The sequence below is a fragment of the Caulobacter sp. 1776 genome (assembly GCF_040545685.1).
Lineage (GTDB): Bacteria > Pseudomonadota > Alphaproteobacteria > Caulobacterales > Caulobacteraceae > Caulobacter.
This window is the reverse complement of the sequence record NZ_JBEPMI010000001.1, coordinates 996,404-1,019,671: the sequence shown is the minus strand read 5'-3', so window position 1 is coordinate 1,019,671 and position 23,268 is coordinate 996,404. Positions and strand designations below refer to the sequence as shown.

Genomic DNA, 23,268 nt, shown 5'->3' with positions numbered 1-23,268 from the left:
GAGCACTACCCCGAGCGGCGCCAGATCGCCAGACCACCGTCTTGGCCTGGACACACGACACGCTCTAGAAGGGGACGCCTCCGGGAGTTCTCCATGACCAACGCCTTCGCCGACGCCGCCCGCCTGCGCGACCGCCTCAAGACCTGGGCGACCGAGGCGGCCTATCCGCTGTGGTGGAAGGCGGGAGCCGATCACAAGAAGGGCGGCTTCTTCGAGAAGCTCGACCTGGATGGCAAGCCGGTCCAAGGCCCGCGTCGCGGCCGCGTCCTGCCGCGCCAGATCTATTCCTATTCCGTGGCCGGCGATCTGGGCTGGGCCGGACCCTGGCGCGAGGCGGTCGAGCATGGCCTGTCCTTCTACCTGACGGCCTATCGCCGGCCCGACGGCTTGTTCCGCGCCCTGGTCGGGCCTGACGGCGCCAGCCTGGACGACACCGCCGCCCTCTACGACCAGGCCTTCTCGATGTTCGCCGCCGCCGCCGTGACCCGGATCGCGCCCGAGCGGGCCGACGAGATGCGCCAACTGGCGACGGCCGTGCGCGCCAAGCTGATCGCCACGCGCAAGCACCCCCAGGGCGGCTTCTACCTGACCGATCCGCCCAGCGCGCCGCAGGGCTCCAACGAGCACATGCATCTGCTGGAAGCCTGCCTGGCCTGGTCCGAGATCGACGCCGATCCGGTCTGGCGCGACCTGGCCGACGAAATCGCCGAGTTGGCCCTGTCGCGCTTCATCCAGGCCGAAAGCGGCATGCTGCGCGAGTTCTTCGACCTGGACTGGAACCCGGCCCCGGGCCGCGAAGGCCGCATCTGCGAGCCGGGGCACCAATTCGAATGGGGCTGGCTGCTGCTGCGCTGGGGCAAATTGACCGGCCGCGAGGACGCCACGGCCGCCGCCCTGCGAATGATCGAGGCCGGCGAGACGCATGGGATCAATGAAGACAACGGCGTGGCGATCAACGCCCTGCTCGACGACTTCTCGATCGACGATCCCAACGCTCGCCTGTGGCCGCAGACCGAGCGGATCAAGGCTGGCGCGTTGGCGGCCGAGATCACCGGCGATCAACGCTGGTGGGCCATGGCCGCGGCGGGGGCGGAAGGCTTGATGGCTTATCTGCGCACGCCCACCCCCGGTCTCTGGCGCGACAAGATGCGGCCCAACGGCGACTTCGTCGACGAGCCGGCCCCGGCCAGCTCGTTCTATCACATCCTCTGCGCGATCGTGGAGCTGGACCGGGCGGTCAGCGCCGCCCAGGCTTAGCGCGACGCAAGCTCAGCGCGGCTTGGTGACCAGCAGCGTCGCCGCCCCGATGGCCCGCGCCCGGACCTCGATGTCCAGCGGGATGATCGCGCCGGCGGCGTAGACGTCGCCGTCCATCTCCAACACGCCTTCCAGCACCTGCACGGTCGAGATTGGCAGGACGAAGGTCTCGCCGGCCGGCGCGCGACGCAGCTCGACGTCGAAGCCGTCGGTCGTCACCAGGGTCTCGGTTCCACGGGGCGAGGCGCTCTTGCGCGAGGCGATCGAGCGGCCCTTGGCCTTGAGGCCGTCGACCAGGGTCTTCACGGATTGGCTGTCCTTGCGATGGCAGACCAGCACCGCGTCGGGCTCGACCACCACCACGATGTCGCTGACGCCGATCACGCCGACATAGGGGCCGGTGGTGCGGACCAGCACATTCGACGCGCCGTGCAGGTCGACGTCGCCGTCCTGGGCGTTGCCGTCGTGGTCGCGAACCGAGGCTTCCCAGATCGCGTCCCAGGCGCCCAGGTCCGACCACGCGAAGGCGGCCGGCACGACGGCGGCCTTCGTGGTGTGCTCCATCACCGCGTAGTCGAGGCTGATCTTCTTGGCCTGGGCGAAGGCCTCGCGGTCGAGGCGGCCGACACCCGCTTCAAGCGCCAGCGCCGCGACGCAGGCCCTGCCGGCGGCGGCCACGGTCGGCTCGAACGCCTCGAACTCACCCAGCAGGGTCGAGGCCTTGAAGGCGAAATTGCCGCTGTTCCAGAGATAGCCTTCCAGCAGGTAGCGCTCGGCGGTTTCCTGATCGGGCTTCTCGACGAAGGCCGCGACCTTGCTCACCGAGCCGTCCAGCAGGGCCTCGCCGGGACGGATGTAGCCGAAGCCGGTGGACGGCACGGTCGGCTGCACGCCGAAGGTGACGATCAGGTCCTGCTCGGCCGCCTTGGCGGCGGTGAGGGCCGCCGCGCCGAAGATTTCCGGCTGGGCGATATGGTGATCGGCGGCCAGCATCAGCACGACGCCGTCGGGATCCTGACGCTCGACATAGGCGGCCGCGGCGGCGACGGCCGGAGCGCTGTCACGCGCCTCGGGCTCGACCAGGATAGTGACCCAGACGCCGATCTCGGCGGTCTGTTCGGCCACGAAGCCGACCATGGCCTCGCCGGTGACGATGACGATCTCGGCGACGCCGGGGATGTCCTTCACCCGCAGCACCGTCTCCTGGAACGAGGAGCGGTCGCCGACCAGCTTCAGGAACTGCTTGGGCTGGTCGCTTCGCGACGCGGGCCAAAGACGCGTGCCCGAGCCGCCGCACAGGATCACCGGATAGATCGCACTCAAGACTTGTCCCCACACACATCAGTCTTCGCCCTCCTGATAGAGGGTCATTGCGAAGGCTGCTTAAAGGGAAAGCCGGCGAGAACGAAGAATTTTCGTCAGCTTGGCGTCCCCGCGTGCAGCTCGGCCAGCCATGCGTCGGCGGTGGCGTCCGATGGCATCCGCCAGTCCCCACGCGGAGACAGTGCGCCGCCGGACGAGATCTTGGGCCCGTTGGGCACGGCCGACCGCTTGAACTGATTGGCGAAGAACCGTTTCAGGAAAAGCTCGAGCCAGCGCTTGATCTCGGGGAGATCATAGGCGCGCCGGGCGCTCTCGGGCAGGCCGACCGGCCAGCCGCCCTCGTCCGGGTCATGCCAGGCGCTCCAGGCCAGGAAGGCGATCTTGGACGGGCTCATCCCGTAGCGCGTCAGATAGTAGAGATTGAAGTCCTGCAGGGCGTAGGGACCGACGAAGCTTTCCGTCGCTTGCGTCACCTCGCCCGGCACCAGCTCCGGCGAGATTTCGGTGGCCAGGATGTCTTCCAGCAGCGCCGTGGTCGCCGCGTCGACGTCGCCCGAATGGGCCACGAAGCGGATCAGGTGCTGGATCAGCGTCTTGGGAACCCCGCCGTTGGGATTGTAGTGGCTCATCTGGTCGCCCACGCCATAGGTGCACCAGCCCAGGGCCAGCTCCGACAGGTCGCCGGTTCCGACCACCATGCCCTTATGATGGTTGGCGAGGCGGAACAGATAGTCGGTGCGCAGGCCCGCCTGCACGTTCTCGAAGGTCACGTCATAGACCGCCTCGCCCCTAGCGAACGGGTGGCCGAGGTCGGCCAGCATCTGTTTGGCGGTCGGGCGAATGTCGATCTCTTCGGCCGTGACGCCCATCGCGGTCATCAGCTTCCAGGCGTTCGACTTGGTGCGGTCCGAGGTGGCGAAGCCGGGCAAGGTGTAGCCTCGGATGTCCGAGCGCGGGCGGCCCAGCTGGTCCATGGCCTTGGCGGCGACGATCAGGGCGTGCGTCGAGTCGAGCCCGCCCGAAATGCCGATCACCAGGCTCTTCGATCCGGTCGCTTCGACGCGGCGAGCCAGGCCCTGGACCTGGATGTTGTAGGCCTCGTAACAGTTGTCGCGCAGCTTGGCTGGATCCGACGGCGTGAACGGGAAGCGCTCGATCGTCCGGGCCAGGGGCAGATCCCCTTTCGGCGGCTCGAACGTGAAAGACGCGATCCGGAACGGAACCTTCGGCGGGGCCAGCGCCATCGAGTCCCCGAAGCTGCCGACCCGCATCCGCTCCTGGCGGATCCGGTCGACATCGACATCGGCGTAGGTCCAGGCCGGACCGGTCGAGAACCGCGGGCTCTCGGCCAGCAGATGGCCCATCTCGTGGATGTCGACATGGCCGTCCCAGGCCAGGTCCGTCGAGCTCTCGCCCGCCCCGGCCGCCGAATAGACATAGGCCGCGATGGCCCGCTCCGACTGGCTGGCGCACAGCAGGCGACGGGTCTCGGACTTGCCGATGGTGATGTTGCTGGCCGAGAGATTCAGCAGGATCTCGGCCCCGGCCAGGGCCTGGGCGGTGCTGGGCGGATTGGGCGTCCAGACGTCCTCGCAGATCTCGATGCCGACCGTGAAGGCGGTCGGCGCCTCGGCGCGGAACAGGATATCGGTCCCGAACGGAACGGCCTGGCCGGCCAGGGCCAGGGTCTTGCCGGCCACGCCAGCGCCGGGCGTGAACCAGCGGCGCTCGTAGAACTCGCGGTAGTTGGGCAGGAAGCTCTTGGGCGTGACGCCCAGAACCCGCCCGCCCTGGATCGCCACGGCCGTGTTGTAGAGCCTGCCGGCGTCCCGCAGCGGCGCGCCGACCACGATCAATGGCGCGAGCGCCTCGCTGGACTTCGCCAGGGTGGCGATCGCCGCCTCGACGGCGTCCAGCAGCACGTCCTGCTGCAGAAGGTCGTCGATCGTGTAGCCGGTCAGGCCCAGCTCCGGGAACACGATCACCGCCACGCCGGCGTCGTGCGCCTCGCGGGTCAGGGCCAGCACGCTCTCGGCGTTCGTCGCCGGGTCGGCCAGCTTCACCTTCGGGACAGCGGTCGCCACGCGAACGAAGCCGTGGCGGTAAGGTGAGAAGAACGACGGACTACCCACGGGAGCGGCCTTTCAAGGTTATGCTTAAATTGAGCATAAGTCTGTCTCCCGCTATAACGCCTGCTGACGATGTTGCATAGCGCCCACGAAGCGCTTCCAGGAGGCCCAAACACGGCCCCGCGCGGGTTGACCCCCGGGGGTTCCCATGCGACCTGCCCCCTCGCGCAGCCCTGCAAAACAAAGACAAGACGGTACTTCCATGCCCGTTTCGCCCATCAAGATGGCCGACGCGATCCGCGTCCTTTCCATGGACGCCGTGCACGAGGCCAAGTCCGGACACCAGGGCATGCCGATGGGCATGGCCGATGTCGCGACCGTCCTGTGGGGGAAGTTCCTGAAGTTCGACGCGAGCAAGCCCGACTGGGCCGACCGCGACCGCTTCGTGCTGTCGGCCGGCCACGGCTCGATGCTGCTGTACAGCCTACTTCACCTGACCGGCTTCAAGGCCGTGACGATGAAGGAGATCGAGAACTTCCGTCAGTGGGGGTCGCTGACCCCCGGCCACCCAGAAGTTCATCACACCCCCGGCGTCGAGACCACGACCGGCCCGCTGGGCCAGGGCCTGGCCACGGCCGTCGGCATGGCGATGGCCGAGGCGCATCTGGCCGGCCGCTTCGGCCATGACCTCGTCGACCACCGCACCTGGGTGATCGCCGGCGACGGCTGCCTGATGGAGGGCGTCAGCCACGAGGCGATCAGCCTCGCCGGCCGCCTGAAGCTCAAGAAGCTGACCGTGCTGTTCGACGACAACAACACCACCATCGACGGCGAAGCGACCATCTCCGAGACCGGCGATCAGGTCGCCCGCTTCAAGGCCGCCGGCTGGGCCGTGAAGGTCGTCGACGGCCACGACCACGGCAAGATCGCCGCCGCCCTGCGCTGGGCCACCAAGCAGGACCGCCCGACCATGATCGCGTGCAAGACGCTGATCTCGAAGGGCGCGGGCCCCAAGGAAGGCGACCCGCATAGCCACGGCTACACCCTGTTCGACGACCAGATCAAAGCCGCCCGCGAGGCGATGGGCTGGGACGCCGCGCCGTTCACCGTGCCGGACGACATCGCCAAGGCCTGGAAGAGCGTCGGCCGCCGCGGCGCCAAGGTCCGCAAGGCGTGGGAAGCCAAGCTGGCGGCTTCCCTCCACGCGTCGGACTTCACCCGCGCCATGAAGGGCGAGCTGCCGGCGGGCGCTTTCGCGGCGCTCGACGCCCACATCGCCAAGGCGGTCGAGACCAAGCCGGTCAACGCCACCCGCGTCCACTCCGGCGCGGCTCTGGATCACCTGATCCCGTCGATCCCGGAAATGATCGGCGGCTCGGCCGACCTGACCGGTTCGAACAACACCCTGGTCAAGGGCATGGGCGCGTTCGACACGCCCGACTACACCGGCCGCTACGTCCACTATGGCGTGCGCGAGTTCGGCATGGCCGCGGCCATGAACGGCATGGCCCTGCACGGCGGGATCATTCCCTATTCGGGCACCTTCCTGGCCTTCGCCGACTACAGCCGCGCCGCGATTCGTCTCGGCGCCCTGATGGAAGCCCGCGTCATCCACGTGATGACCCACGACTCGATCGGTCTGGGCGAGGACGGCCCGACCCACCAGCCGGTGGAACAGGTCGCCTCCCTGCGCGCCATTCCGAACCTGCTGGTCTTCCGTCCCGCCGACGCGGTGGAAGCCGCCGAGTGCTGGAAGCTCGCCCTGCAAAACCCGCGCACGCCGTCGGTCATGACCCTGTCGCGCCAGAAGACCCCGCACGTGCGGACCTCGGGCGGCGATCTGTCGGCCAAGGGCGCCTATGAGCTGCTGGCGGCCGAGGGCGGCGAGGCGCAAGTCACGATCTTCGCCTCGGGCACCGAGGTCGGCGTGGCCGTGGCCGCGCGCGACCTCCTGCAGGCCAAGGGCAAGCCGACCCGCGTCGTCTCCACCCCCTGCTGGGAGCTGTTCGACAAGCAGGACGCCGCCTACCAGGCCTCCGTCATCGGCAAGGCCCCGGTGCGCGTGGCCGTCGAGGCGGGCATCCGCATGGGTTGGGAGCGCTTCATCGGCGAGACCGGCAAGTTCGTCGGCATGAAGAGCTTCGGCGCCTCGGCCCCGTTCGAGCGCCTCTACAAGGAATTCGGCATCACCGCCGAAGCCGTCGCCGAAGCGGCTCAATAGACGGCCATCACGCCCCGGGGGCTCAGGCCCCCGGGGCGCCCGCCGGCGCTGCGGCGCGTCGTCGCGGGCGCGAGCCAAGCCTGGGATTCCAAGACCTGCGGCGAGATGACGCTGACGCGCGCGGCGGAGGCATGAACGTGCTCGGCCAAGCCGAGACCGCCTGGCCCGTTCATTTGCGTCTGTCGGAAGGGTCCTTGGTGGAGCCGAGGGGAATCGAACCCCTGACCTCCTCATTGCGAACGAGGCGCTCTACCATCTGAGCTACGGCCCCAAGGAGCGGCGGAGATACGGCCACAGAGCGCGCGCGTCAAGCGGGGTTCTCACCGCGCCTTGCCAGCAACCTCCAGGCGCGGCAAGAAGCTCGGGCGTCCGGACGGAAACCCATGGCCCCGATCATCAATCTCATCTTCTTCATCCTCAACGCCCTGCTGGACCTGCTGTGGTGGGCCATCGTCATCTCGGCGATCCTCAGCTGGTTGTTCGCGTTCGACGTGATTAACCGCCGAAACCAGTTCGTCTACAACGTCGCCACCTTCCTGGACCGCGTCACGGACCCGATCCTGCGGCCCTTCCGCAAGATCATCCCGACGATCGGCGGCGTCGACATCAGCCCGATCATCGTGCTTCTGCTGTTGCGCGGCGTGCAGCTGTTCATCCTGCCGGCCCTGCAGAACACGCTCCTCAACCTGCTTGGCTGAGGTCCTGGTCGTCCGCCTGACACCGCGCGGCGGCCGCGATGCGGCCGACGGCTGGGCGGTGGACGGCGATGGACGGCCTTATCTGAAGGTGCGCGTGGCCAGTCCGCCGGTCGACGGCGCGGCCAACGCGGCCTTGCTGGCCTTCCTCGCCAAGACCTTGAAGATCTCGCGTTCTGCCGTGCGCCTCGCCGCGGGCGACACCGCCCGGCTCAAACGCCTGGAGCTCGACGGGGTCACGGCCGAGGATCTGACGCGAGCCTTCGGCCCTCGTCCCTGATTCCGCCGGAAGGGCAAATTCTTCCTTTGGAAGGACCGGCAGCGACCTCCGGCGCACGATCTCGCCCGCACCCGATCTCGGGCCAACCTATTGACGAGACGGCGTTCTTTCACTTCCTGTAAGCCTCTCGCGACTAGCCTGGTCGTGAGAAGGACCGGAAGGTCCTCGGGGGTGCGGGCGTCCATGAGCAGGACCGAGGTGCAGGGAGACGTGGCTCGCGCCGCCGCCGCGCGGCGTGCGAACACCTGTCTGCGCATCTCCGCCACCGTGGCCATCGGTCTGCTGTGGCAGGTTTATGTCACGGAGATCTGGGGCTGGATCTGGGCCGCGGCCTACACCTGCACCCATTTGCTGGAGCTGTGGGTCAGCCGACCGATCGTGTTGCGTCCCGACGCGCCCGCGCCCGCCTGGCGCCGCCGAGCCGCGACGATCGCGCCGTTCGTCACCTCGACGGTGTTCGGCTCCCTCTCGATCCCGCTGTTCGCCTCGCACGTCCGTTTCGCCCCCACCTTGGCGGGCATGCTGCTGGGCGGCGCCCTGCTGAACGTCGTAGTGGTCAACGCCCGCAGCCGCATCGCGACCGTCATGGCCGCCACGCCGCACGCGATCTACCTGATGATCGTGCCGATCATCGCCAAGGCGGCCAATCCGGGCCCGTCCCTGGCCGACGGACTCTGGTTCGGCTCGGCGATGCTGATCGCCTCGGTCACCGTCGCCAGCCGCACCCTGCACACCGCCTTGAAGGCCGAGGCCGACGCCAAGGCGGAGTCCGAGCGCCGACGCCACGAGGCCGAGGAAGCCGTGGCCGCCAAATCCGCCTTCGTGGCCATGATCAGCCACGAACTGCGCACCCCGATCAGCGCCATCCTGGCCGGCGCCGCGCGCCTGCACAGTGACGTCCCCGAGGCCTCCTCCAAGGTTCACGCCCAGCTGATCGCCGACGCCGGCGGCCTGATGCGCACCCTGCTGAACGACCTGCTCGACTTCTCGCGTCTAGAGGCAGGCCGCATGTCGGTCGAGACGGCCGCCTTCAACCTGCGCCAAGCGCTGTCGGACAGTTTTCGTCTCTGGCGGCCCGAGATCGCCCGCAAGGGCTTGAGGCTGCGCGTCCAAGGCGCCGCGACCCTGCCCCGCTGGGTGGCCGGCGACGCCATGCGTCTGAAGCAGGTGCTGAACAACCTGCTCAGCAACGCCATCAAGTTCACCGAGCGCGGCGAGATCACCATCGTCCTGCACGCCCAGCCCTCGCCCCAGCAGGTGCTGCTGTCGATCGAGGTGATCGATACCGGCCCGGGCATCTCCGAGACCGCCCTGCCGCGCCTGTTCACGCCGTTCGATCAGCTGAACGCCGCCGTCGTGCGCCAGCATGGCGGCTCGGGCCTGGGCCTGGCCATCAGTCGCGAGCTGGCCCGCCTGATGGGCGGCGACCTGACCGCGACCAGCGCGCTCGGCCATGGGGCTCGCTTCACCCTCACCGCTGTCTTGGAAACCGCCGAGGCTCCACGCGTCGAGGAAGAAGATCGCTCGATCACCGGCCTGCGGGTGCTGGTCGTCGATGACCATGTCGTCAACCGCCGCGCCATCGAGCTCGTCCTGCAGCCGTTCGGAGTCGACGCCACCTTGGCCGAATCAGCCGAGCAGGCCCTGGAGCTGCTCGGCTCGGAGGTGTTCGACGCCGTGTTGATGGATGTCTACATGCCCGGCATGGACGGCCGCCAGGCCACCCGAATCCTGCGGGCCGGCGGCGGACCCAATCGCGACACGCCGGTCATCGCCGTCACCGCCTCGGCCACGCCGAAGGACTGGGAGGCCTGCGCGGCGGCCGGCATGAACGCCCACGTCGCCAAGCCGATCGATCCGGCCGAACTGTTCGGCGCCTTGGCTCAGGTGCTGGCGGCGGAGGTCGCCGAGGCTCCGTCCAACGCCGCCTGATCCAGCACCGCCCGCAGGCGCGCCTCCAGGGCGGCCTCATCCTTGAAATCACACTCCCAGATCACCTCGACCCGCCAGCCGGCCGCCGTCAGGGCGTCGGTCGAGCGCGCGTCGCGGGCGACGTTGCGGGCCACCTTGCCCACCCAATAGTCGCGATTGGCCTTCGGCACCCGCGCGCCCCGCGCGCAGTCGTGGCCGTGCCAGAAGCAGCCGTGAACGAAGAAGGCCAGCCTCCGGCCCGGCATCACCAGGTCGGGGTTGCCGGGCAGGTCCTTGCGATGCAGGCGGTAGCGCGCGCCGAGGCCGGTCAGCAGACGGCGCAACGCTCTTTCGGGCGTGGTGTCCCTGCTCTTGACCCGGGCCATGACGGCCGAGCGCTTGGCCTTGTCATAGACGTCGGTCGTCACGGCCGCGTCTCGGGCGGAAAGCGACCCAGGCGCAGGGCGCCGGTCAGCAGCAGGACGCCCAGCTGCTTCAAGCCCGGCCAACGGGACATCGGCGTGAAGAAGAGATCGCGCATCAAGGGCCAGAACGCGCCATGGGCCTGGAAGAGCGGTGTCAGGGCCTTGGAAACCAGCTGGTAGACGCCCGTGTGGCGCCGTCGCTGATCCTGCCAGGCGCGGACGACGACCGCGGTCGGGCGAAGGTCGCGGTCGAGGCGGGCGGCCAACTCGACCGCGTCGACCAGGGCCAGGTTCGCGCCCTGGCCCAGCTGCGGGCTGGTGCCGTGGGCGGCGTCGCCGATCAGCACGCAGGCCTGGCGGTTCCAGCGTCCCACGGACACGTCGCGATAGACGGCGCGGGAGAAGCCCGCCCAGTCGTTCCGCTCCGCCAGCAAGGCCGCAGCTTCAGGCCACAGCGGCGTCAGGCGCTGGTCGCGCCATGTCGCGAAGTCACCGTCCAGGAACGCGTCGAGATCGGCGACCGGCAGCGACCAGAACAGACTGACCTGGTTTTCGGCCCTGTCCGGTCCCCGTCCAACCGGCAGGACCCCGCTCATCACCTCGGCGCGGTGATAGACTTGGCGCAGGGCCCCGGCGAAGCGGTTCTCGGGATCGGACGCGTTGGTCCAGACCGCGCCCCACGGATAGATCGGCGCCCGCGACGCGGGTCGGATCGCCGCGCGCAGTGTCGAGGCCGCGCCATCGCCGATGATCGCCAGGTCGAAAGGCCCGAAAACCCGGCCGTGTTGGTCGTGCAGGACCGGCTTGGCGAGGCTTTCGATCCGGACGATCCGCGCGTCGGTGACGACCTCCACGCCTTCGGGCGAGAGCTCGTCGTGCAGGGCGTCGAACAGCACCGCCCGATGAATGCCCACGCCGTGAGCGCCGGGCCGCCAGTCGCCGTAGTCGAGGTCCATGACCCGACGGCCGCGCGTATCCCTGCCCTCGAGCCGGTCAACTCGGGCGCCGGCGGCGCGGATGGCCTCGTCCAGGCCAAGCGCCTTCAGCGCCGCCAGGCCCGTCGGCTGCAGCAGCAGGCCCGAGCCCAGCGGACGCGGGGCGGCGAAGGCTTCCAGCAGGGTGACCGCATGGCCCCGGCGCGCCAGGGCAAGCGCGGCGGCCATGCCGCCGACGCCGCATCCGACGACGCCGATGCGGAGCGGGATCAGAGACCCTCGAACAGGGCCGTCGACAGGTAGCGTTCGGCGAAGCTGGGGATGATCGTGACGATCGTCTTGCCCTTGTATTCGTCGCGCAGCGCCAGGTCGAAGGCGGCGGTCAGGGCCGCGCCCGAGCTGATGCCGACCGGCAAGCCCTCGACGGCCGCCGCGCGGCGGGCCATGGCGAAGGAGTCGTCGTTGCTGACCTGGACGATCTCGTCGATCACGCCGCGATCCAGCACGCCCGGCACGAAGCCCGCGCCGATGCCCTGGATCTTGTGCGGGCCGGGCGCGCCGCCCGACAGGACCGGTGAGGCCTCGGGCTCGACGGCGACCATCTTCAGCGACGGCTTGCGAGCCTTCAGCACCTGGCCGACGCCCGTGATCGTGCCGCCGGTGCCAACGCCCGAGACCACGGCGTCCACCGCGCCCGCGGTGTCGTTCCAGATCTCCTCGGCGGTCGAGACGCGGTGGATCAGCGGGTTGGCGGCGTTCTCGAATTGCTGGGGCATCACCGAGCCCGGCGTGGCCTCGATCAGCTCCTGGGCGCGGGCGACGGCGCCGCGCATGCCCTTCTCGGCCGGGGTCAGCTCCAGCTTGGCGCCCAGCAGCAGCAGCATCTTGCGGCGCTCGATCGACATGCTTTCGGGCATGACCAGGATCAGCTTGTAGCCCTTGGCGGCGGCCACGAAGGCCAGGGCGATGCCGGTGTTGCCCGAGGTCGGCTCGATGATGGTCGCGCCAGGCTTCAGAACGCCCTGGGCCTCCAGCGCCTCGACCATCGAGACGCCGATGCGGTCCTTGACCGAGGCGATCGGGTTGAAGAACTCGAGCTTGGCCAAGACCTCGCCCTTCGGCTTCAGCTCGGCCGACAGGCGCGGCAGGCGGATCAGCGGGGTGTCGCCGATCGTGTCGATGATCGAGTCGTAGACCTTGCCGCGACCGGCGCGCTTGAAGCGGGTGGCGTCGTAGAGGGAGGAAGCGTCGTCCATCGAAGTGCCTCGGGAGCCTTTAGATTGCGGGAAGCGGCGCAACCCTAGACCCGCGAACCCGCGCTGTCAGGGGGTCATTCGGCGGCGAGGCTTGCAGTTTTGCTATCGAGCAGAGGCTCCAGCAGGCTTTCGGCCAGCCAGCGCACGACCGGAACCGCCACGCCGTCTCCGACCACCTGCAGTCCCGCCGTCTGGGCGCGAGGCAGTTGATAGCTATCCGGCAGGCCCATCAGACGGGCGCCCTCGCGCGGCGTCACCAGCCGCGAGCGGACCTCGCCGTTTTCGATGACCAGCAAGGTCTGGCGCGAGGAACCGCCGCGCGGGGTGCGCAGGCACCCGGCCAGGCCGTCGAACCGCACCTCGGCCCGCTGCTCGCCGCCCCGCATCCGGCGGAAGACCGCCCCGACGGCGCGACCGCCGGCCTTGACGCGGTCCTCGACCGCCTGGCGATGGGCGGGGGCCATCAGGGCCAGAAGCGCCTCCGTGCGCTGGGGCGGGTTCCAGGCCACCGCGGCGTCGGGCTCGAGCACGACGGCGAGATCGGTGTTGCGGGCCGGCGGCGAAGGGACGCCCCACCAGATCCAGTGGGCTTGCAGGTCCTCGGGCAGGCGCGCCGCCGCCTCGCGGACAGCGCGGGTGTGGAACGCGCTGGGTCCTTCCAGGTCGACCGTCGGCAGACGAGTGGCCACGACGAAGACGCGCGGGCGCGACTGGGGCACGAACGCGCCGGCGTCGATCTCCAGGGCGCCAAAGCGGTAGCCCTCTTCGCTCAAAACTCCGCAGAGAGCGGTGAAGTCGTCGCCATGGTGCGAGGTCAGCAGGCCGACCACGTTCTCGATGACGATCACCGACGGGGCGCGGCCTTGGGCCGACAGAGCCTTGATCAGCGTCCAGAAGCCGAAGAAGGCCGAGGACTTGCCGCCCGCCAGGCCCGCGCGGGCGCCGGCCAGGCTGAAGTCCTGGCAAGGGCTGGACGCCCAGGCGAGATCGGCGGTCGGGAGGGCGTCCGCCGTCAGGGCGAAGACGTCACCCTCGTGGAAATGCTCGGCCGCGTCGGCGAAATTGGCGCGATAGGTTGCGGCCTTCACCGCGTCGAAGTCGTTGGCGAAGGCGCAGGTCCAGCCCTCGCCCAGGCCGATGCGGGCCATGCCGCCGCCGGCGAAGAACTCAAGAAAGGAGGGAGAGGCGTTCCGATTCATCGCCCCCGAGTCTAGAGCGTGGCGGCCGAAAGTGTCAGCGGTTTCGGCGCCCGCCACGCTCCAGATTTCGAATGCGAGCCTGTTTATCCGTCGCGGATGATTCCATCCGAAACGGACAGGCTCTAGCCTCACCGGACCTGGAGGGGATAGTCAAAGACATGCGTACCATCGTGCTGATCGCCGCCGCCCTGTTGATATCGGCCTGCGGCCAGTCGCCCATGGGCTCGACCGAGGAGGCGCCGCCGCCGGCCGACGCACCGATCACCGTCGGCCCGGACTATTCCGGCGACTTCGACGCGGTCGGGACGGAGCCGTTCTGGAACGTGAAGATTCGCGCCGCCGCCATGACCCTGGCCCGCCCAGACCATCCGGACGTCGTCACCGGCAATTCCGGCGTGCGCATCGACGGCGAGCAGGGCGTTTTCGACGCGACGGCCGGCGAGCAGCGCCTGGTGCTGCGCCTGACCCCCGGCGACTGCTCGGACGGCATGTCGGACCGCCACTACGGCTATCTGGCCGAGGTCTGGATCGACGGCGAAACCCTGAAGGGCTGCGCCTCGAAGACTCGAGACCTGGCGGCCCAGCCGAAACCCTAGAGCGTATCCGTTTCTGATGTTTCCGTCAGAAGCGGACAGGCTCTAGTCGCCCTTGGGACCCAGATAGTTCGGACCATAGACCGCCGCGCGGAAGTCCCGGTGCAGGCTGGCGTCGAACGGATAGGTCTGGACGAAGAAGACGGCGGTCAGCCGGTTGACCGGGTCGACCCAGAACAGCGTCGTCTCGCGCCCGTCCCAGAAGAATTCGCCCACCGCGCCACGGTTTTCGTCGGCGGTCTGGGGCTGGCTCTTGCGGACCGCGAAGTCGAGGCCGAAGCCGACCGTGCCCTTGCTGGGCAACCACTTCCGTTCCGTGACCCGAGCGTCGAGATGGTCCGTGCCCATCAAGCGGATGGTCGAGGGCTTGAGCAACCGCACCCCGTCCAGTTCGCCGCCGTTCAGCAGCATCCGCGAGAAACGGGCGTATTCGTCGATCGGCGCGACCAGGCCCGCGCCGCCCATGGTCAGGCGGCGGCTGGGGTCGAAGTTCAGCCGACGGGTCTCGGCGTCGTCCTGCCGGGCCAGCTTACCGTCAGGCCCCTTATTGTAGGTCGCCGCCAGCCGCGCGAAGACGGCGTCGGGCTGGGTCCAGCCGGCCTCCTTCATGCCGAGCGGATCGAGGATGTGAGCCCGGACATAAGACTCGAACGGCTGGCCCGAGAGCTTCTCGACGAGCAGGGCCTGGACGTCGACGGCGGCGCTGTAGCTCCACTGCTCGCCGGGATCGAACAGCAATGGCGCGGTGGCCAGGCGACGGCCGAACTCGGCGAGGTCGTTCTTCAGGTTCAGCGGATCGGCCGCCGAGAACGCCGCGTCGGCCGGCGTGGCGGTCCCGCCGTACGAGAAGCCGGCCGTATGACGCATGATGTCGCGGATCAGGATCGGTCGCGACGCCGGGCGCACGCCGCCCTTGCCGTCCGAGACCTTCATGTCGGCGAACTCGGGCAGGTAGCGCGACAGCGGGTCGTCCAGGCCGAACTTGCCCTGCTCCCACAGCTGCATCAGCGCGACTCCGGTGACCGGCTTGGTCATCGAGAAGATCTGCACCAGGGTGTCGCGGCGCATCGGCTTGCCAGCCTCGCGATCGGCCATGCCGGCGAGGCCAAAATAGCGCTCCTGACCATCCTGCCAGACCAGGGCCGAGACGCCGACCGCCCGGCCGCTGTCGACCATGGCCTTCAGCGCCGCGTCGATGCGGGCCCCGTTTATCTTGACCGGCGCGGCGGCCTCGACCGCGGTGGCGGGACGCGCCAGCACCGGCGCGGCGTGAACCGACAGCGCCGCCGCCGCGACGGCGGCGAGGATCATCTTCTTGGGCACGGGGCCTCCCCAACGCTTCTTATGACAGCGTTGAACTGTCGCCTACGACGCCGCGCCTTTCCAGGCCATCGTAGTCGTAGATCGTGGCCTAGGGTCAGGCTTGAGGGTTCGAGGCGATCATCTTGAGGTACGCCCCGTACGGCGACTTGGCGAGCTCGTGGGCCAGGCCCAGCAGTTGCTCGGTCGAGATCCAGCCGTTCTGGTGAGCCACCTCCTCGACGCAGCCGATCTTGAGGCCCTGGCGGTGCTCCAGCGTGCGCACGAACTCCGAGGCCTCCAGCAGGCTGTCGTGGGTGCCGGTGTCCAGCCAGGCGAAGCCGCGGCCCATGCGCTCGACCGACAGGTCCCCGGCCTCGAGATAGAGCCGGTTGATGTCGGTGATCTCCAACTCGCCGCGCGCCGAGGGCTTGAGATCGCGGGCGAAGTCGACGACGCGCTTGTCGTACATGTAGAGCCCGGTCACCGCCCAGTTCGAACGGGGCTTTTCCGGCTTCTCCTCGATCGAGACGGCCTTGCCCGTCGCGTCGAACTCGACGACGCCGTAGCGCTGCGGATCATTGACGAAATAGGCGAAGACGCTGGCCCCGGTCTTCGAGCGCTCCTTGGCGCCCTGCAGGATGCGGCCCAGGCCCGCGCCGTAGAACAGGTTGTCGCCCAGGACGAGGATGCTGGGCTCGTCGCCGACGAACGCGGCCCCAATGCGGTAGGCCTCGGCCAGGCCGTTCGGATTGGCCTGCTCGGCGTAGACGATGTTGATCCCCCACCGGGCGCCGTCGCCCAGCAGGCCCTGGAACAGCGGGATGTCGCGCGGGGTCGAGATGATCATCACCTCGCGCACGCCGGCCATCATCAGAACCGAAAGCGGATAGTAGATCATGGGTTTGTCGAAGACCGGCAGCAGTTGCTTGCTGATCGCCATGGTCACGGGATGGAGGCGCGTGCCCGACCCGCCCGCGAGGATGATGCCCTTCATTACGTCTTCTTCTTCTCAGTCCTGACGGCCGAATCTAGAGCGGAATTCACGAGAGCGTGAGCCCTTTCGCTCCGGGGTCGGCGTTTCAACGCGATGATTTTGAAGATTTTTTGGCGATAACGCTGTCAGGCGTGACCCTTGGCCGACAGATAGCGATCGAGGGCGTCGGTCCAGGGCGGCATGGCGCGGCCCATCGCGGCCTCGAGCTTGGCGTTGGACAGCGCGCTGTAGGGCGGCCGCCGGGCCGGGGTTGGGAACTGGCGGGTCGGGATCGGCGCGACCTCGGCCGCGACGCCGGCCTTGGCGATGATCGCCCGGGCGAACTCGCACCAGCTGGCCACGCCCCCGTTCACGACATGATAGACGCCCGCCGGCGCCTGCGCCGCGATCAGGTCGAGGATCGCCTCGCCCGCGTCCCACGAGCCGGTCGGCGACATCACCTGGTCGTCAACCACGGTCAGGCGGCCGCGCGCCTTGCCGAAGCGGATCATGGTCTCGACGAAGTTGCCGCCCTTGCCGCTGGCCCCGGCCACGCCGAACAGCGAGGCGACGCGGGCGACGATGACGTCGTCATGCTCCAGGCGGGCCAAGTCCTCGCCCAGGGCCTTGGTCGCGCCGTAGACGTTGACCGGCGCCCGGCCGACGTCCTCGGACAGAGGCTCGCGCTCGGCCTGGCCGCCATAGACGTAGTCGGTCGAGATCTGCACCAGCCGCGCGCCCCTGGCGGCGCAGACCCTGGCCAGACGGCCGGCGAAGTGGGCGTTGACGGCGACGGCCGGCGACGGATCCGTCTCGCAGTCGTCGACGCGGGTCGCGGCCACGCAGTTGATGGCGATGTCGAAGGCGAGGTCGTCGAAGGTCGCCGCCGGATCGGTCGCGTCGAGCTGGGCGCGGGTCACCGGAACCAGATCCAGGGCGCGCTGGCCCGCGAGCGCGACCAGATCGGAGCCCAGCTGGCCGTTGGCGCCGAAGAGGGCGATGCGCGGCATCAGGCCGTCTTCAGCCCCAGGCGCTGGCCGGCGTAGCGCTCGCGCAGCGGCGCCCACCAGGCCTCGTTGTCGAGGTACCACTGGATGGTTTTGCGCAGGCCGGTGTCGAACGTTTCCTGCGCCCGCCAGCCCAGCTCGGTCTCCAGCTTGGTGGCGTCGATCGCGTAGCGGGCGTCGTGACCCGGGCGGTCGGCGACGAAGGTGATCAGCTCGCGGCGGCTTTGGCCGGCGATCGGGCGCAGTTCGTCGAGCACGTCGCAGATCGTCTCGACGACTTGCAGGTTGGTGCGCTCGTTGCGGCCGCCGACATTGTAGCTCTCGCCGGGGACACCCTTGGCGGCGATCAGGTGCAGGGCGCGGGCGTGGTCCTCGACGTGAAGCCAGTCGCGGACATTGTCGCCCTTGCCGTAGACCGGCAGCGGCTTGCCCTCGAGCGCGTTCAGCGTGACCAGCGGGATCAGCTTCTCGGGGAAGTGATAGGGTCCGTAGTTGTTCGAGCAGTTGGAGACCACCACCGGCAGGCCGTAGGTGTGATGCCAGGCCCGGGCCAGGTGGTCGGACGAGGCCTTGGAGGCCGAATAGGGCGAGCGCGGGTCGTAGGGCGTGGTCTCGGAGAACAGACCGTCCTCGCCCAGGCTGCCGAACACCTCGTCGGTCGAGATGTGGTGGAAGCGGAAGCTGTCCTTCTCCAGCCCTTCCAGGCTCAGCCAGTGCTCCAGGGCGGCCTGCAGCATGACGTAGGTGCCGACGATGTTGGTCTGGACGAAGTCACCGGGGCCGGTGATCGAGCGGTCGACATGGCTCTCGGCGGCCAGGTGCATGATCACATGAGGTCGAAAGGCCTTGATCGCGTTCGAGACGGCTGCCGCGTCGGCGACGTCGCCCCGCACGAACTGATAGTCGGCCTTGCCCTCCAGCATGGCCAGGCTGGCCGGTGAGGCGGCGTAGGTCAGCTTGTCGTAGTTGAGGATCGCGACGTCGTTCTGGCCGGCCAGGTGGCGACACACGGCCGAGCCGATAAAGCCCGACCCGCCGGTCACCATCACCCGAAGATTCTGCTGCGACATTCGCTGAAAGGTCCTCGGCGATCGAAGAGGCAGCCCGTATCCAGTTTTTAGTGTACGCGCAACCTAGTCGGTGAACACCACCGTCTTGCGACCGTTCAGCAGCACCCGGTCCTCCAGACGATAGCGCAGAGCCCGGGCCAGCACGCGGCGTTCGATGTCGCGGCCCTTGCGGATCAGGTCCTCGGGCGTGTCGCGATGGCTGATGCGTTCGACGTCCTGCTCGATGATCGGGCCCTCGTCGAGGTCGCCCGTCACGTAGTGGGCCGAGGCCCCGATCAGCTTCACGCCGCGCGCGTGGGCCTGGTGATAGGGCTTGGCGCCCTTGAAGCCCGGCAGGAACGAGTGGTGGATGTTGATGCAGCGGCCTTGAAGCTTGGCCGACAGGCCGTCCGACAGCACCTGCATGTAGCGGGCCAGCACGACGATGTCGGTCTTGGTCTCCTGGATCAGTTTCCAGAGATCGGCTTCCTGCTCGAACTTGGTCTCCTTGGTCACAGGCATGTGGTGGAAGGGCAGGCCCGTCAGGTCGATGTGTTCGTAGGTCTCGGCCGGATGGTTGGAGACGACGCCGGCGATGTCCATCGGCAGCTCGCCGATCCGCCAGCGATAGACGAGGTCGGCCAGGCAGTGGTCGAACTTGCTGGCCAGCAACAGCACGCGATAGCGCTCGGCGCGGTCGCGCAAGGTCCATTTCATCTTCAGCGGCGAGGCCAGGTCGCCGAACGCGCCGCGCAGCGCGTCACGATCGGCGTCGTCCGCGTCGAACACCACGCGCATGAAGAACTGACCGGTCTCCTGGTCGTCGAATTGCTGGGCGTCGAGAATGTTGCATCCGCGCTCGAACAGGAAGGCGGAGACCTTGGCGACGATGCCACGCTGGTCGGGGCAGGAGAGGGTCAGGATCATGGTCCGCTCCCTCTAGAGAACCCCGGCGGCGAAGAAAAGCGCCTGAACGCGTGAGGCGAGGCCGATTTTCGCGCGGCGGCCGGAGTTTTCCTAAAGCTTCGGCACGGCCATGCCCTGCTGGACGGCGGGCCGCGCCTGCATGGCCATCAGCCAGTTCTCGACGGCGGGAACGCCGGGCTCGCGGTCCGGCTCGGCCTTGGCCATGGCCGCCAGCGCCGCCTTGGTCCAGGTGAAGGTCGCGATGTCGGCGATCGAATAGTGTTCGCCGGCGATCCAGGGATGGTCGTTCAGCCGCCGGTCCAGCACCCCCAGCAGGCGCGTGACCTCGTCGCCGAAACGAGCGATGGCGGCCGGGATCTTCTCCTCGGCGCGCATGGCGAAATAGTTGTACTGCCCGGCCATGGGGCCCAGGCCTCCGACCTGCCAGAAGGTCCATTCCAGCGCCGCCCAGCGTTCCGGTCCCTCCGTCGCCAGCAGTTGGCCGGTCTTGTCGGCCAGATAGACCAGGATCGCGCCGCTCTCGAACACGGCCTGAGGACCGCCCGGCGCGTCGTTGTCGACGATGGCCGGGATTTTGTTGTTGGGCGAGATGGCCAGGAAGCTCGGCTCGAACTGCTGGTCCTTGGAAAGGTCCACCGGATGGACCCGGTACGGCAGGCCGACTTCCTCCAGCATGATCGAGGCCTTGCGGCCGTTCGGCGTGGTCCAGGTGTAGAGGTCGATCACGTGGCGTCTCCCAGGAACTTCGCTGCGCTTTTCGCGATCAACAACGCGCGGACGCGCGATCTTGCTTCCCGCGGGTAGGCGGCGCGGCGAGAACGGGTCTAGGTTCTGGCCATGGTTTCCTCATCCGAAGTCTTGTCCGACCGCGCCGTTGACCTGCTGGCCAAGCTGGTGGCGTTCGACACCACGTCGCGCCGCTCGAACCTCGCGCTGATCGAATGGGTCGAGGGCTATCTGGCCCATCTCGACATTCCCTCGCGCCGGGTGCCGAACGCCGACGGCACCAAGTCGAACCTGATGGCCACCATCGGCCCGGCGGTCGAGGGCGGGATCGTGCTGTCCGGCCATACCGACGTGGTGCCGGTCGACGGCCAGCCGTGGTCCAGCGATCCGTGGGTGCTGACCGAGCGCGACGGACGGCTGTACGGCCGCGGAACCTGCGATATGAAGGGGTTCCTGGCCTTGGCCCTGGCCGCCGCGCCGGACCTGGCCCAGGCGACGCTGTCGCGGCCGGTCCACCTCGCCTTCTCCTATGACGAGGAGGTCGGGTGCCTGGGCGCGCCGGACATGATCGAGGTGATCGCCACCGACCTGCCTCGACCCGCCCTGGTGGTGGTCGGCGAGCCCACCGACATGGTCGCCGTGCGCGGCCACAAGGGCATCGCCAGCTTCATCGTCACCGTGACCGGCCGCGAGGCCCATTCCAGCCTCACCCACCTGGGCGTCTCGGCCAACATGGCGGCGATCAGGCTGATGGCGATGCTGGTCGAGCTTTCGGAAAGACTGGAGCGCGAGGCAGATCCCGCGTCGCTGTTCATTCCCAAGGGCGCGACCCTGACCGTCGGCCAGATCAATGGCGGCACGGCCGTCAACATTCTAGCCCGCGAGTGCGTGTTCGTCTTCGACCTGCGCACCCCGGCCAATCTCGATCCGATGGCGCTGCTCGCCGACTTCTTCGCGGCGGCCGAACGCATGGACGCCGAGATCAAGGCCAGGGCGCCCGAAGGCGGCGTCAAGATCGAGCGCCGCTCGCTGACCCCGGCCTTCGCGCCCGAGGACAACGGCGTCGCCGAGGCCTTCGCCCGCAAGCTGACCGGCGACAACGGCCCGCCCCGCGTCGTGCCCTACGCCGCCGAGGCGGGTCAGTTCCAGGGCGCGGGCTTCTCGACCGTGATCTGCGGCCCCGGCTCGATCGACCAGGCTCACCAGCCCGACGAATATGTCGAGATCAGCCAGATGCAGCGCGGCGCGGCCTTCATGCGCCGGCTGATCGAGGATTTGACAGTCTCCCCATAGACCGATCTCCCCGGCGAAAGCCGGGGCCCAGATGGGAGAACATTGAAGTGGGATCTATGAGCGCGGCGCTCTTCCACTCAGCCCGGGCGCTTTGAGATCTGGATCCCGGCTTTCGCCGGGAAGAGCGGGATTCTAGTTTAAGCCCCCCGCCACTTCCGAATAACGAACCGCCGGCCGATGAACGCTGCCGGGTCGATCGACATCACCCGCAGGATCGCGCCCGGCGAGGCCTTGCGCCGGGCCTGGATGGCGCGGCGGTCGGCCAACACTTGGTCGAGGTCCTCACGCTTCAGCGCGGCCTTGATGCCCCGAATGGCTGGCGCGACGTCGCCGCGACGCCAGTGCAGCAGCAGCAGGCCCGCCGTCACCGCCACGTGCAGTGGCAGGGTGACCGGAAACAGCCAGCCCGGCGTGTTCTTGACGAAGGTCCAGACCCGGTTGCGCGAGCCGTGGAAGATCGAGAAGTCCGAGCGCACGCCCGTGCTGGCCGACCCGACGTGGGCGACCTTGGCCTTGGGCAGCAACAAGGTCGGCTGGTCGTAGAGGCGCAGCCGGTAGCCCAGGTCGACGTCCTCGCAGTAGCAGAAATAGCGCTCGTCGAAGCCCCCGACCTCGAGGAACAGCGCGCGATCGATCAGCATGGCCGCGCCGCAGGCCGAGAACACTTCGCCCTCGGGGAGAACGGACGGCTGACGGCGGCCATACCCGCCGCGGAACGGTATGCCCGCGCTGGTGACGTTGTCGCCGGCTCCATCCAGCAGGCCCGGCCGGTCGGTCGACAGCTGCAGCGAGGCGAAGCTCTTCACCGTCGGGTGGCGTTCGGCTCCCGCCATCAGCTCGGCCAGCCAGTCGGACTCGGCATAGGCGTCGGGGTTGAGTAGGACCAACCAGCGCCCCTTGGCCCGGCGCGCGGCCAGATTGTTGCCGGCCGCGAAGCCGAGATTGGCGCCGGCCTCGACGAAATCGACCCACGGATGGGCCTTGGCCGCCGCCTGCGGGGCGCCGTCGGTCGAGGCGTTGTCGATCAGGATGGTCTCGAAGTCGCGGAAGGTCTGGGCTTCCAAGCGCTTCAGACATTCTTCCAGCGTCGGACCGCTCTGGTAGGAGACGATCACCACGGTCACCGCCGGGCCCTTGTGTTCAGTCGTCTCAGGCGGCATCGGTGGCCAGTTCGTTTCTCAAATCAAAGTACGCGTCATGAAGATCACGCCGCTGGCGATCCCCGAAGTGCTGCTTATCACGCCCGCGCGCCATGGCGATGAGCGCGGCTGGTTTTCCGAGACCTTCCGCCAGTCGGCGCTGGAGGAAGCCGGATTTAAGGCCGCCTTCGTGCAGGATAACCACGTGCGGTCGACCACCCGCGGCATCCAGCGCGGTCTACACTATCAGAAGCCGCCCCACGCCCAGGACAAGCTGCTGCGTTGCGTGGTCGGCTCGATCTTCGACGTGGCGGTCGACATTCGAAAGGGCTCGCCGACCTACGGCCAATGGGTGGGGGCCGAACTCTCGGCCGAGAACCGCCAGCAGCTGCTGGTCCCCAAGGGCTTCGCCCACGGCTATGTCACCCTGACCGACGCCTGCGAGGTGCTCTACAAGGTCACCGACTACTACGCCCCGGCCGCCGAAGGCGCGGTGCGCTGGAGCGATCCGGCCGTCGGGATCGACTGGCCGTTGCCGGCCGCTGAGATCACCGCCAACGCCCGCGACGAGGCCGCACCGCTGTTGGCGGAGATCGAGACGCCGTTCGAATACTAGCGCCCAATACCGCTCTCCCCGGCGAAAGCCGGGGCCCAGATTCACCCCGGGCGTTTGGGGTGTTCACGCCAT

The 23,268-nt window shown here is 68.6% G+C and carries 21 protein-coding genes and 1 tRNA gene; 8 read left to right on the top strand and 14 right to left on the bottom strand.

What is annotated here, in order from left to right:
• Positions 1 to 93: 93 nt before the first annotated feature.
• Complete coding sequence (locus tag ABIC66_RS04800) at positions 94 to 1,257, top strand: AGE family epimerase/isomerase (RefSeq protein WP_354068237.1); 1,164 nt, start codon at positions 94 to 96, stop codon at positions 1,255 to 1,257.
• A gap of 12 nt (positions 1,258 to 1,269) precedes the next feature.
• On the opposite strand, the gene ABIC66_RS04795 is transcribed toward ABIC66_RS04800, so the two are convergent.
• Together ABIC66_RS04795 and ABIC66_RS04790 are read right to left on the bottom strand one after the other, a co-directional pair.
• Complete coding sequence (locus ABIC66_RS04795; protein ID WP_354068236.1) at positions 1,270 to 2,580, bottom strand: mannose-1-phosphate guanylyltransferase/mannose-6-phosphate isomerase; 1,311 nt, start codon at positions 2,578 to 2,580, stop codon at positions 1,270 to 1,272.
• Between the two features lie 95 nt (positions 2,581 to 2,675).
• Complete coding sequence (locus ABIC66_RS04790; RefSeq protein ID WP_354068235.1) at positions 2,676 to 4,712, bottom strand: NAD(+) synthase; 2,037 nt, start codon at positions 4,710 to 4,712, stop codon at positions 2,676 to 2,678.
• 199 nt (positions 4,713 to 4,911) lie between these two features.
• Between ABIC66_RS04790 and tkt the strand changes: the two genes are divergently transcribed.
• The gene (gene tkt, locus ABIC66_RS04785) at positions 4,912 to 6,870 is read left to right on the top strand and encodes a transketolase (RefSeq protein WP_354068234.1); all 1,959 of its coding nucleotides are present in this window, start codon (positions 4,912 to 4,914) and stop codon (positions 6,868 to 6,870) included.
• Between the two features lie 195 nt (positions 6,871 to 7,065).
• On the opposite strand, the gene ABIC66_RS04780 is transcribed toward tkt, so the two are convergent.
• Positions 7,066 to 7,141, bottom strand: a tRNA-Ala gene (locus ABIC66_RS04780).
• A 112-nt stretch (positions 7,142 to 7,253) separates the two neighbouring features.
• On the opposite strand from ABIC66_RS04780, the gene ABIC66_RS04775 reads away from it, so the two are divergent.
• From ABIC66_RS04775 to ABIC66_RS04765, 3 genes are all read left to right on the top strand, one after another.
• Complete coding sequence (locus tag ABIC66_RS04775) at positions 7,254 to 7,568, top strand: YggT family protein (RefSeq protein WP_354068233.1); 315 nt, start codon at positions 7,254 to 7,256, stop codon at positions 7,566 to 7,568.
• Positions 7,561 to 7,845: a DUF167 family protein gene (locus ABIC66_RS04770; protein ID WP_354068232.1), complete on the top strand. Its 285-nt coding sequence runs from the start codon at positions 7,561 to 7,563 to the stop codon at positions 7,843 to 7,845. Before ABIC66_RS04775 ends, ABIC66_RS04770 begins: the two co-directional genes overlap by 8 nt.
• Positions 7,846 to 8,028: 183 nt before the next feature.
• Positions 8,029 to 9,777, top strand: a complete 1,749-nt coding sequence (locus ABIC66_RS04765) for an ATP-binding protein (RefSeq protein ID WP_354068231.1) — start codon at positions 8,029 to 8,031, stop codon at positions 9,775 to 9,777.
• Here ABIC66_RS04765 and ABIC66_RS04760 read toward each other — a convergent pair.
• The 4 genes from ABIC66_RS04760 to ABIC66_RS04745 all read right to left on the bottom strand — a co-directional run bounded on the left by ABIC66_RS04760 (position 9,729) and on the right by ABIC66_RS04745 (position 13,571).
• Positions 9,729 to 10,184, bottom strand: coding sequence for a very short patch repair endonuclease (locus tag ABIC66_RS04760; protein WP_354068230.1), 456 nt, complete (start codon positions 10,182 to 10,184; stop codon positions 9,729 to 9,731). The genes ABIC66_RS04765 and ABIC66_RS04760 overlap by 49 nt on opposite strands.
• Positions 10,181 to 11,374: an FAD-dependent oxidoreductase gene (locus ABIC66_RS04755; RefSeq protein ID WP_354068365.1), complete on the bottom strand. Its 1,194-nt coding sequence runs from the start codon at positions 11,372 to 11,374 to the stop codon at positions 10,181 to 10,183. The genes ABIC66_RS04760 and ABIC66_RS04755 overlap by 4 nt, the downstream gene beginning before the upstream one ends.
• 11 nt (positions 11,375 to 11,385) lie before the next feature.
• Positions 11,386 to 12,372 (bottom strand): cysteine synthase A, encoded by a 987-nt coding sequence (gene cysK, locus ABIC66_RS04750; protein ID WP_354068229.1) that lies wholly within the window; start codon positions 12,370 to 12,372, stop codon positions 11,386 to 11,388.
• Positions 12,373 to 12,446: 74 nt separating this feature from the next.
• Entirely contained in the window at positions 12,447 to 13,571 is a 1,125-nt protein-coding gene (locus ABIC66_RS04745) for a DNA cytosine methyltransferase (RefSeq protein WP_354068228.1), read from the bottom strand.
• A 158-nt stretch (positions 13,572 to 13,729) separates the two neighbouring features.
• On the opposite strand from ABIC66_RS04745, the gene ABIC66_RS04740 reads away from it, so the two are divergent.
• Positions 13,730 to 14,167, top strand: a complete 438-nt coding sequence (locus tag ABIC66_RS04740) for a COG3650 family protein (RefSeq protein WP_354068227.1) — start codon at positions 13,730 to 13,732, stop codon at positions 14,165 to 14,167.
• A 42-nt stretch (positions 14,168 to 14,209) separates the two neighbouring features.
• Here the strand turns inward: ABIC66_RS04740 and ABIC66_RS04735 are convergent, their stop codons facing one another.
• From ABIC66_RS04735 to ABIC66_RS04710, 6 genes are all read right to left on the bottom strand, one after another.
• Positions 14,210 to 15,487, bottom strand: coding sequence for a serine hydrolase domain-containing protein (locus ABIC66_RS04735; protein ID WP_354068226.1), 1,278 nt, complete (start codon positions 15,485 to 15,487; stop codon positions 14,210 to 14,212).
• Between the two features lie 94 nt (positions 15,488 to 15,581).
• A complete protein-coding gene (gene rfbA, locus ABIC66_RS04730; RefSeq protein WP_354068225.1) occupies positions 15,582 to 16,460 on the bottom strand; it encodes a glucose-1-phosphate thymidylyltransferase RfbA in 879 nt (292 codons plus the stop codon).
• A 125-nt stretch (positions 16,461 to 16,585) separates the two neighbouring features.
• Entirely contained in the window at positions 16,586 to 17,449 is an 864-nt protein-coding gene (gene rfbD, locus ABIC66_RS04725; protein ID WP_354068224.1) for a dTDP-4-dehydrorhamnose reductase, read from the bottom strand.
• On the bottom strand, positions 17,449 to 18,516 hold the full coding sequence (gene rfbB / locus ABIC66_RS04720) for a dTDP-glucose 4,6-dehydratase (RefSeq protein WP_354068223.1): 1,068 nt from the start codon (positions 18,514 to 18,516) through the stop codon (positions 17,449 to 17,451). Before rfbB ends, rfbD begins: the two co-directional genes overlap by 1 nt.
• A gap of 63 nt (positions 18,517 to 18,579) precedes the next feature.
• Entirely contained in the window at positions 18,580 to 19,422 is an 843-nt protein-coding gene (gene purU, locus ABIC66_RS04715) for a formyltetrahydrofolate deformylase (RefSeq protein WP_354068222.1), read from the bottom strand.
• A gap of 90 nt (positions 19,423 to 19,512) precedes the next feature.
• Positions 19,513 to 20,148, bottom strand: coding sequence for a glutathione S-transferase N-terminal domain-containing protein (locus ABIC66_RS04710; protein ID WP_354068221.1), 636 nt, complete (start codon positions 20,146 to 20,148; stop codon positions 19,513 to 19,515).
• A 111-nt stretch (positions 20,149 to 20,259) separates the two neighbouring features.
• Between ABIC66_RS04710 and argE the strand changes: the two genes are divergently transcribed.
• Positions 20,260 to 21,441 carry an acetylornithine deacetylase gene (gene argE, locus ABIC66_RS04705; protein WP_354068220.1) on the top strand — a complete coding sequence of 394 codons (1,182 nt, stop codon included), beginning with the start codon at positions 20,260 to 20,262 and terminating at the stop codon, positions 21,439 to 21,441.
• Positions 21,442 to 21,578: 137 nt separating this feature from the next.
• Here the strand turns inward: argE and ABIC66_RS04700 are convergent, their stop codons facing one another.
• Complete coding sequence (locus ABIC66_RS04700; RefSeq protein WP_354068219.1) at positions 21,579 to 22,601, bottom strand: glycosyltransferase family 2 protein; 1,023 nt, start codon at positions 22,599 to 22,601, stop codon at positions 21,579 to 21,581.
• A 37-nt stretch (positions 22,602 to 22,638) separates the two neighbouring features.
• Between ABIC66_RS04700 and rfbC the strand changes: the two genes are divergently transcribed.
• Positions 22,639 to 23,196, top strand: a complete 558-nt coding sequence (rfbC, locus tag ABIC66_RS04695) for a dTDP-4-dehydrorhamnose 3,5-epimerase (RefSeq protein ID WP_354068218.1) — start codon at positions 22,639 to 22,641, stop codon at positions 23,194 to 23,196.
• The last annotated feature ends 72 nt before the right edge of the window (positions 23,197 to 23,268 follow it).